This window comes from Ferruginibacter sp. (genome assembly GCF_031430955.1).
Taxonomy (GTDB): Bacteria; Bacteroidota; Bacteroidia; order Chitinophagales; family Chitinophagaceae; genus Ferruginibacter.
Genome location: NZ_JANPCM010000406.1, coordinates 1 through 9,057 on the forward strand (window position 1 = coordinate 1; position 9,057 = coordinate 9,057).

General features: G+C 36.6%; 7 protein-coding genes and 1 pseudogene. 7 read left to right on the plus strand and 1 reads right to left on the minus strand.

Going from position 1 to position 9,057, the window contains the following annotated elements; all coding sequences use genetic code 11:
* Nucleotides 1-1,142 (plus strand): beta-xylosidase family glycoside hydrolase (locus ACY65O_RS11390; protein WP_462220980.1); only part of this gene is annotated, 1,142 nt, incomplete at its 5' end.
* A gap of 183 nt (nucleotides 1,143-1,325) precedes the next feature.
* Here ACY65O_RS11390 and ACY65O_RS11395 read toward each other — a convergent pair.
* Entirely contained in the window at nucleotides 1,326-2,174 is an 849-nt protein-coding gene (locus tag ACY65O_RS11395) for an AraC family transcriptional regulator (protein WP_462220981.1), read from the minus strand.
* Nucleotides 2,175-2,358: 184 nt separating this feature from the next.
* Between ACY65O_RS11395 and ACY65O_RS11400 the strand changes: the two genes are divergently transcribed.
* The 6 genes and pseudogenes from ACY65O_RS11400 to ACY65O_RS11425 all read left to right on the plus strand — a co-directional run.
* Complete coding sequence (locus tag ACY65O_RS11400; protein WP_462220982.1) at nucleotides 2,359-3,015, plus strand: HAD family hydrolase; 657 nt, start codon at nucleotides 2,359-2,361, stop codon at nucleotides 3,013-3,015.
* Between the two features lie 3 nt (nucleotides 3,016-3,018).
* On the plus strand, nucleotides 3,019-4,659 hold the full coding sequence (locus ACY65O_RS11405) for a ribulokinase (RefSeq protein ID WP_462220983.1): 1,641 nt from the start codon (nucleotides 3,019-3,021) through the stop codon (nucleotides 4,657-4,659).
* 207 nt (nucleotides 4,660-4,866) lie between these two features.
* The gene (locus ACY65O_RS11410) at nucleotides 4,867-5,568 is read left to right on the plus strand and encodes an L-ribulose-5-phosphate 4-epimerase (RefSeq protein WP_462220984.1); all 702 of its coding nucleotides are present in this window, start codon (nucleotides 4,867-4,869) and stop codon (nucleotides 5,566-5,568) included.
* 107 nt (nucleotides 5,569-5,675) lie between these two features.
* The gene (locus ACY65O_RS11415) at nucleotides 5,676-6,809 is read left to right on the plus strand and encodes an aldose epimerase family protein (RefSeq protein WP_462220985.1); all 1,134 of its coding nucleotides are present in this window, start codon (nucleotides 5,676-5,678) and stop codon (nucleotides 6,807-6,809) included.
* A gap of 17 nt (nucleotides 6,810-6,826) precedes the next feature.
* A complete protein-coding gene (locus tag ACY65O_RS11420; protein ID WP_462220986.1) occupies nucleotides 6,827-8,833 on the plus strand; it encodes a glycoside hydrolase family 127 protein in 2,007 nt (668 codons plus the stop codon).
* A gap of 9 nt (nucleotides 8,834-8,842) precedes the next feature.
* Nucleotides 8,843-9,057: pseudogene (locus tag ACY65O_RS11425) on the plus strand (L-arabinose isomerase); the annotation flags it as partial.

The following is a 9,057-nucleotide window of genomic DNA, read 5'->3' on the forward strand; positions in this document are numbered from 1 at the left end:
CATTATGGGATGATAACGGAAAAAATTATTTAGCACATGCATTAGCAGGCAGCCGTGCCGGAACAAAATCTGTTATCTTAATAAAAGAATTAAATACCGCAGGCGATAAAGTAATAAGCGATGGCGTGTTGGTGTATGATGGACACGAATTAGATGCCACCATTGAAGGGCCAAAAATATACAAACGCAATGGCTACTATTACATTTTTGCACCTGCAGGCGGAGTGGCAACGGGCTGGCAAACTATTTTACGCAGTAAAAATATTTATGGCCCTTACGAAAGAAAAGTTGTTTTAGAGCAAGGTTCAACACCAGTTAATGGTCCACACCAGGGTGCCTGGGTACAAACACAAACGGGGGAAGATTGGTTCATTCATTTTCAGGATAAAGATGCATACGGCAGAATTATTCATCTGCAACCAATGAAATGGGTTAATAATTGGCCGGTAATGGGAGTTGACAATGATGGTAACGGTATTGGTGAGCCGGTAATGAGTTACAAAAAACCAAACGTTGGAAAAAAGTACCCCATAACAATGCCACAGGAATCAGATGAATTTAATAATAATAAAATTGGTTTGCAATGGCAATGGCATGCTAATACAAAACTGGGTTGGGCATTTTGTTATCCTGGAAAAGGAGTCATCCGTTTCAACAGTGTTTTACAACCGGATACAGCAAAAAATTTATGGGAAATCCCTAACATCCTCGCCCAAAAATTTCCTGCAGAAGAATTTAAAGCAACAGCTAAATTTTTATTCACACCAAAAACTAATGGCGAAAAATTTGGGTTGGTAGTTTTAGGAATGAGTTACGCCAATATTACCGTAACCAAAAAAGCTGACGGACTTTATTTAAGTTATACCAAATGCATAGATGCCGAACATGGTAAACCTGAAACAGAAATTGAAGTAACAAAAATTAATAGCGGAGATTTTTATTTTAAATTAAAAGTAATCAAAGGTGCTGTTTGTACTTTCAGTTACAGCAGCGATGGCAAAATATTTACTGATATTGCAGAAACTTTTAAAGCCACACCCGGCAAATGGATTGGTGCAACAATGGGTTTCTTCTGCACCCGTACACAAATTATTAATGATGCAGGCTTTGCAGAAGTGGATTGGTTTAGGGTGGAGAAATAGGTGGTACGCTGAGGGACAGAGGAAGAAGAGGTGAAAAAATAATGGAAATAAAATTCAACCGATTTTATAGGGATGGGATTTACAAACATTTAGACAATTTTAAATCAAATAAGCAATCTCGATTTTCTTTGTATTCCCTCTGTGCCCTCTGCGGTTCTGCGTGCCATTTTCCCAGCGTGCCAATCACTTCCCCTTCTCCACAAACTCCTTCCTGTACTGCGACGGTGTAATTTTTTTTATCTGCTTAAACTGTTTGGTAAAATGTGCCCAACTGTTGTAACCACTTTCGTAACAGCAATCCATTACAGTTTTATCAGTGGTAGTTAATAATTTGCAGGCGTGGCTGATGCGTAGATCCTGCAAAAAATTGAAATAAGTTTTTTTAATATTTTTTTTAAAGAAACGGCAGAAAGTGGGAATGCTCATGTCTGCAATTTGTGCAACCTGCTGCAAGGTTACCGGCTCTAAATAATGTTTAAAAGAGTAGTCTATTATTTTATCAATAGCAGGATTAATATTATTATCCGGCGATGAAAAATCCTCCGTAACTCTTGTAAAGCTTGATGAAGTACTCATTTTTTGCAACGACTGCAGCAATAAATTTATACGGTTAAAACCTTTTGCACTTTCCATTTCAATTAATAAAGAGGTAACTTCTTTCTTCAACTTATTCAATAATTGAACGGCATCATTTTTATTTAAAAGGGTAAAGATATTTTTAATTTCCGGGGCTAAAAAAAACGTTTCCCCAAAAACATCTTTCTTAAAATGTGCGGCAATGGCATCACCGGTAATTTTGTGGTGCCTTTTACGAAAAGAATGCGGAAGGTTACCGGCAATAAAATAAATATCTCCTGTTTTGTATTCACCCACAAAATCACCAATTAAAGCCGTACCATGGCCTTCTGTAATCAATATCAGTTCATACTCCTCATGCTTGTGCCAGCTGGTTTCAAAATTTGGGGTCCTGTATTTACGGCAGGCAAAGGAATGCTGCTCATCAATATGTATTTTCTGGATAAGCGTTTTCATACTTTATAAATACTATATTATCAGTTAATGACTGTTAAATTAATATAATTTGATAATATACCATCAATTAATTTTAAAATAGCAGTTGTACATATAGCTAAAAAATTAAAAATTTGATATTCTTAACGATTGTTAATTTCAGGTTTAAAAAACTGAACATTGTAATTTCTGGAACTGCATAAGTATGAAACCACCAAAAGCTTTTTTATTTGATTTAAACGGAACCATGGTCAATGATATGCCTTTTCACATAAGGGCATGGCATAATATTTTTCATCAGTATGGTAAAATGTTTTCTTTAGAAGAAAGCAAGAGGGAATGTTATGGAAAAAATGAAGAAATTCTTGATCGCATTTTCCCCGGAAAATTTACACAGGAAGAAAAAGATTTGATCAGTATCACTAAAGAAAAAAAATACCAGCATGATTTTCTTCCCCATTTAAAATTAATTGACGGGCTGGATGAGTATTTAAAAAAAGCCGATGCCGCAGGAATTAAAATGGCCTTTGGCTCCGCAGCCATTTTATTTAATGTTGATTTTGTTTTGGATGGTTTAAACATCCGCAATTATTTTGGTGCATTGGTAAGCGCCGACGATGTGGTAAAAAGTAAACCTGATGCCGAAACTTTTTTAAAAGGGGCTGCAGCATTAAATGTTGATCCGCAAAATTGTATTGTATTTGAAGATGCGCCAAAAGGAGTGGAGGCAGCATTAAATGCTAATATGAAATGTGTGGTAATAACAACCATGCATACAAAAGAGGAGTTTGCTGCATATGCCAATATTATTGGTTTTATCGAAGACTATAACGATGATATTTTAAAGCAATTATTAAATTAAATAATGAGCAATACTGCATTTGTAATTGGTGTCGATTTTGGTACGGACTCCGTTCGTTCAGTTTTGCTGAATGCAATTAACGGAGAAGAGATAGCATCTTCTGTTTTTTATTATCCAAGATGGAAAGATGGAAAATATTGCAACGCAGGTAAAAATCAATTTCGTCAACATCCCTTAGATTATGTTGAAGGCCTGGAGGCAACAATAAAAGATTGTTTGCAAAAAGCAGGCGCTGATATCGCTGAAAATGTAAAAGGTATTTCCGTAGATACCACAGGCTCTTCGCCGGTGGCAGTTGATAAAAGCGGAACACCTTTATCTTTATTACCCGGCATGGAAAATAATCCCAACGCTATGTTTGTATTATGGAAAGATCATACCGCAATTAAAGAAGCCGGAGAAATAAATACTCATGCAACAAAATTCCCCGTTAATTATTTAAAATTTGTTGGCGGCATTTACAGCAGCGAATGGTTTTGGGCAAAGCTGCTGCATATTTTAAGAGCAGACGAAGTAATTCAAAAAAACATACATTCTTTTGTGGAGCATTGCGACTGGATTCCTTTTGTGTTAACTGGCGGTAATGATGCCGCAAAATTAAAAAGAGGTGTTTGCAGCGCAGGCCACAAAGCTTTGTGGGCTGCAGAGTTTGGCGGCTTACCGCCCAATGATTTTTTTAAATCGCTTGATCCATTACTGGACGGCATTACTGAAAAATTATTTACTGAAATATATACTTCTTCACAATCTGTTGGCACTATCAGTATCGAATGGGCGCAAAAATTAGGATTATCCAATGATGTAGTAATTGGAGCCGGCGCATTCGATTGCCACATGGGTGCAGTAGGCGGGCAAATTGAACCCTACTGTCTTAGTAAAGTAATGGGTACTTCCACCTGCGATATTTTAGTGGCACCGATTGATGAAGTAAAAGATACTTTGGTAAAAGGTATTTGTGGCCAGGTAAATGGGTCTGTTATTCCCGGTATGATCGGGATGGAAGCAGGGCAATCTGCATTTGGTGATATTTATGCCTGGTTTAAAAATTTATTAAGCTGGCCAGTAAATCAATTTGTAAGTAATGAAAAAGAAAGAGAAGCAATCTGTGATAAAATAATTGCCACATTAGCAGCCGAAGCAGCAGCAATTGAATTAAATGATAATGATGAGTTAGCACTCGACTGGATGAATGGCAGACGAACTCCTGACGCAAACCAGTTATTAAAAGGTGTAATTGCAAATATTAATTTAGCCAGCGACGCACCAAGAATATTTAAAAGTTTAGTAGAAGCAACTTGTTTTGGCAGCAAAGCCATTGTAGAGCGTTTTATTGCAGAAGGTATTCCCGTAAAAGGAATCATTGCATTAGGCGGTGTTGCAAAAAAATCAACTTATGTAATACAGACAATGGCAAATGTATTGAATATGCCTGTACGCATACACAGCAGCGAACAAACCTGTGCCAACGGTGCAGCTATGTTCGCCGCCACGGCGGCGGGCATTTACAAAAAGGTAGAAGATGCGATGAACGCCATGGGGCAGGGCTTTGAAAAAACTTATGAGCCAGAAAAAGATAAAGTGGAATATTATGCAAAGCGCTATAAAATGTATTTAGATTTAGGAAATAAAATTGAAAATAAATAATGAATTGCCCCGGGCTTTAGTCTGGGATATTTATTCATAATGTAATAGGCTTTAGGCAAACTTAGTTATTAGTACATAGTGAATTTTGGCTAAAGCCTGTAAACATATATTTTTTAACCCGGCCTAAAGGACGGAACAAATGAAAAAATGATTGAATTGTTTTTGAAATAATATATTTTATCTTTTAAGGAATAAGAAAAAACAGCGATGAGTAATAAGTATCAACACATACAACAGGAAGCATACGAAGCCAACATGCAATTGCCCAAATTAGGTTTAGTGCTTTTTACATTTGGTAATGTTAGTGCTGCTGACCGAAACCTTGGTGTATTCGCCATAAAACCAAGCGGTGTTGCTTACGAAGAATTAACACCTGAAAAAATGGTGATTGTTGATTTTGATGGCAAAACTATTGAAGGAGCTTTGCGGCCATCATCCGATACATTAACCCATGCAGTGCTGTATAAACACTGGGGCAATATTGGCGGTATCGTTCATACCCATTCTGCTTACGCAACGGCATGGGCGCAGGCACAAAGGGATATTCCAATTTTTGGTACAACACATGCCGATTACAATACAGTTGATATTCCCTGTGCGCCACCAATGGATGATGAAATGATAAAAGGCAATTACGAATATGAAACTGGTTTTCAAATAATGAATTGCTTTAAAGCGAATGATTTAAAATACGAAGAAGTGGAAATGGTATTAGTGGGTAATCATGCGCCATTTACCTGGGGAAAAACTGCAGCAAAAGCAGTACACAACAGCGCCGTGCTGGAATGTATTGCTAAAATGGCATTGCTTACCGAACAAATTAATTTTAATGCACCAAGATTAAAAGATGCATTGATACAAAAACATTTTGAACGTAAACACGGACCAGATTCTTATTACGGGCAGTAAAAGAAATTGCCTAACCCTCTCGGCGGTTGAAAACCCCGACAGCGGTTAGTTAGAGTATTTAATTAAAAAAACTAACTCAACATTTTAAAATAAAACGATAGCTAATTATGAAACAAGCATCATCATTCCTCCTGGCAGCTTCTCTGTTTTTATTTTCCTGCAATAATAGTACAGAAAAAACTGCAACCAAAAATGAAACTAAAATGAGTATTACAGAAAAACCTTTTGGCACATTTAACAACGAAGCTGTAACAGAATATACTTTAACCAATGCCAATGGCATGCAGGTAAGTATTTTAAATTATGGCGGCACCGTTACAAAAATTATTACAAAAGATAAAGAAGGAAATGATGGCGATGTGATTTTGGGATATGATTCTTTAGCCGGATACATTCAAAAAGGAAATCCTTATTTTGGCTGTTTGATTGGACGGTATGGTAACCGCATTGCCAAAGGTAAGTTTACATTAGATGGTGCCACTTACACTTTAGCGAAAAACAATAATGGCCAATCTTTACATGGCGGTTTAAAAGGTTTTGATAAAGTAATGTGGAAAGCAGAAAAGCAAGCAGGCGATAGCAGTTTAAAATTAACTTATCTGAGTAAAGATGGCGAAGAAGGTTATCCCGGAAATTTATCAGTAGAAGTAGTTTACACTTTAACTGCAGATAATGCGGTGAAAATTGAGTACGCTGCTTCAACAGATAAAGCAACACCTGTTAACTTAACCAATCATGCTTACTTTAATTTATCAGCGGGAAAAGATTCTACCATTTTAGATCATGTGTTGATGCTGAAGGCTGATAAATTTACGGAAGTAGATTCTTTATTGATACCAACAGGGAAATTGCCTGATGTAAAAGGTACCCCGATGGATTTTACAACAGCAAAAAAAATAGGAAGAGATATTGCATCTGTAAAAGGCGGCTACGATCATAACTGGGTATTGAATAAAACCGGTAATACTTTAGAAAGTATTGCAACATTATACCATGCTGGCAGCGGACGTTTTATGGAAGTGTTTACTACCGAACCCGGCGTACAATTTTACAGCGGTAATTTTTTAGATGGTACATTAACCAACACAAAAAATAATCAGAAATATGTTTTGTATGCCGGGCTTTGCTTAGAAACACAGCATTTTCCCGACGGACCCAATCAGCCAACATTCCCCAACACTATTTTAAAGCCCGGGGAAAAATATATGCATACTTCTGTTTATAAATTTTCTGTTAAGTAATTTTTTATTTTTTTAAAATGAAAAAAAATATTTTCCTTTTAAGTTTATTTTTTTCTGCTGCTGCAATTGCACAGCAAAAAGATTATGCCATTAAAGAAGTGAATTTTACACAGGTAAAATTATCCGATAAATTTTGGTTGCCGAGAATTGAGATCAACCGAACTGTTACCATACCTGCATCTTTTGAACGTTGCGAAAATACTGGCCGTGTAAAAAACTTTGTAATGGCGGCACAAAAGCAGGGAAAATTTTGTACCCGTTATCCTTTTGATGATACAGATATTTATAAAACCATTGAAGGAGCTTCGTTCTCATTAGCGGTACATCCCGATAAAAAATTAGAAGCTTACGTAGATTCTTTAATTGTTATTATTAAGGCTGCACAGGAACCTGATGGATATTTATATACAGCAAGAACTATTGATCCTGTAAACGTTGGCAGTTGGGTTGGTAAAGAAAGATGGGAAAAAGAAAGAGAGCTAAGCCATGAGTTATATAATGCCGGCCACATGTACGAAGCTGCAGCAGCACATTTTCTGGCCACCAAAAAAAGAAATTTTTTAGACATCGCTTTAAAGAATGCTGATTTGGTGTGCAGTGTTTTTGGCCCCGGCAAAAAAACTGTAGCACCAGGCCACGAAATTGTAGAAATGGGTTTAGTAAAATTGTTTCGTATTACAGGGAAGAAAGAATATTTAAATACCGCTAAATTTTTTATTGAAGCAAGAGGCCATTACCCTGGCTACGATGCAAAAAGTAATGACAGTTGGAAAAATGGATCTTACTGGCAGGACAGCAAACCAGTTATACAGCAGGATCAAGCTGTTGGCCATGCCGTTAGAGCTGGGTATTTATATGCAGCTGTTGCAGATGTTGCCGCACTTACCGGCGACGACAGCCTGACAAAAGCTATTGATAAAATTTGGGATAATGTAGTTACAAAAAAAATGTATGTACAGGGCGGACTTGGTGCAAAGGGTGATGGCGAAAGGTTTGGCGAAAATTACGAATTGCCCAACAACACTGCTTACAACGAAACCTGCGCTGCCATTGCCGGTGTTTACTGGAATTACAGGATGTTTTTATTGCACGGCGACGCAAAATATATTGATGTGCTGGAAAAAATGTTATACAACGGATTAATTAGTGGTATTGGTTTAGATGGCAAATCTTTTTTTTATACCAATGCGATGGAAGTGCGGAATAGTTTTAATCACAAAGATTTTGAAGGTGCAAGGTCGGGATGGTTTGAATGCAGTTGCTGCCCCACTAATTTAACCCGTTTAATTCCTTCGGTGCCGGGGTATATGTATGCACAAAAAGAAAATAATTTATTTGTGAATCTTTTCATCAACAGTACCGTTGATTTAATGGTAAATAATAAGCCTGTTAAAATTGAACAGCAAAATAATTATCCGTGGGAGGGCAATTTAATTTTTAAAATAAATTCAGCTGCAGCAAATACATTTAATGTATTCATAAGAATTCCGGGTTGGGCAAATAACAGCGCCGTGCCATCCGATCTTTATAAATTTGAAACAGCATCACTTGCTAAAATAGTAATTAAGGTAAATGGAATTGCAACAGATTATGCTATTCAAAATGGCTATGCTGTGATAAATAAAGCCTGGAAAAAGAATGATGTGGTAGAGGTGTTATTACCTATGGAAGTAAAAAGAGTGGTAGCAAATGAAAAAGTTACCAACGATATTGGCAAAATAGCATTGCAGCGTGGGCCAATTATGTATTGTGCCGAATGGGCTGATAATAATGGTAAAACCAGTAATATTTTAATGCCTGCCAATACTAATTTTACAAGCGAATTTAAACCTGGGGTTTTAAATGGCATCATGGTTTTAAAAGCCGAAGTACCTGCAGTAATTATAAATAATAACGAAAGTATTTCAACACAAAAACAAAATTTTACAGCCATACCTTATTACAGCTGGGCCAACAGGGGTAAGGGCGAAATGACGGTTTGGTTTCCCACGCAGATAAAAGATATTGAACTGTTATCTAAATAAATAAAAAAAATGAAAAGTAGTATCAGCATAAGAGGATTAGAAGTTTGGTTTGCAACCGGCAGCCAGAATTTATATGGAGAAGAAACTTTAAAACAAGTTGCCAAACATTCCATATTGGTTGCAAAATCATTTAATGATGCAGCCGCTATTCCTGTAAAAGTTGTATTTAAACCCGTTTTAAAATCCACTGAAGAAATTTACAATTTAATTATCGATGCCAATGC

What these genes read in the sequence shown, in the direction of transcription:
- ACY65O_RS11395 (WP_462220981.1), bottom strand. Translation starts at nt 2,174, where the DNA reads ATGAAAACGCTTATCCAGAAAATACATATTGATGAGCAGCATTCCTTT.
- ACY65O_RS11400 (WP_462220982.1), top strand. Translation starts at nt 2,359, where the DNA reads ATGAAACCACCAAAAGCTTTTTTATTTGATTTAAACGGAACCATGGTC.
- ACY65O_RS11405 (WP_462220983.1), top strand. Translation starts at nt 3,019, where the DNA reads ATGAGCAATACTGCATTTGTAATTGGTGTCGATTTTGGTACGGACTCC.
- ACY65O_RS11410 (WP_462220984.1), top strand. Translation starts at nt 4,867, where the DNA reads ATGAGTAATAAGTATCAACACATACAACAGGAAGCATACGAAGCCAAC.
- ACY65O_RS11415 (WP_462220985.1), top strand. Translation starts at nt 5,676, where the DNA reads ATGAAACAAGCATCATCATTCCTCCTGGCAGCTTCTCTGTTTTTATTT.
- ACY65O_RS11420 (WP_462220986.1), top strand. Translation starts at nt 6,827, where the DNA reads ATGAAAAAAAATATTTTCCTTTTAAGTTTATTTTTTTCTGCTGCTGCA.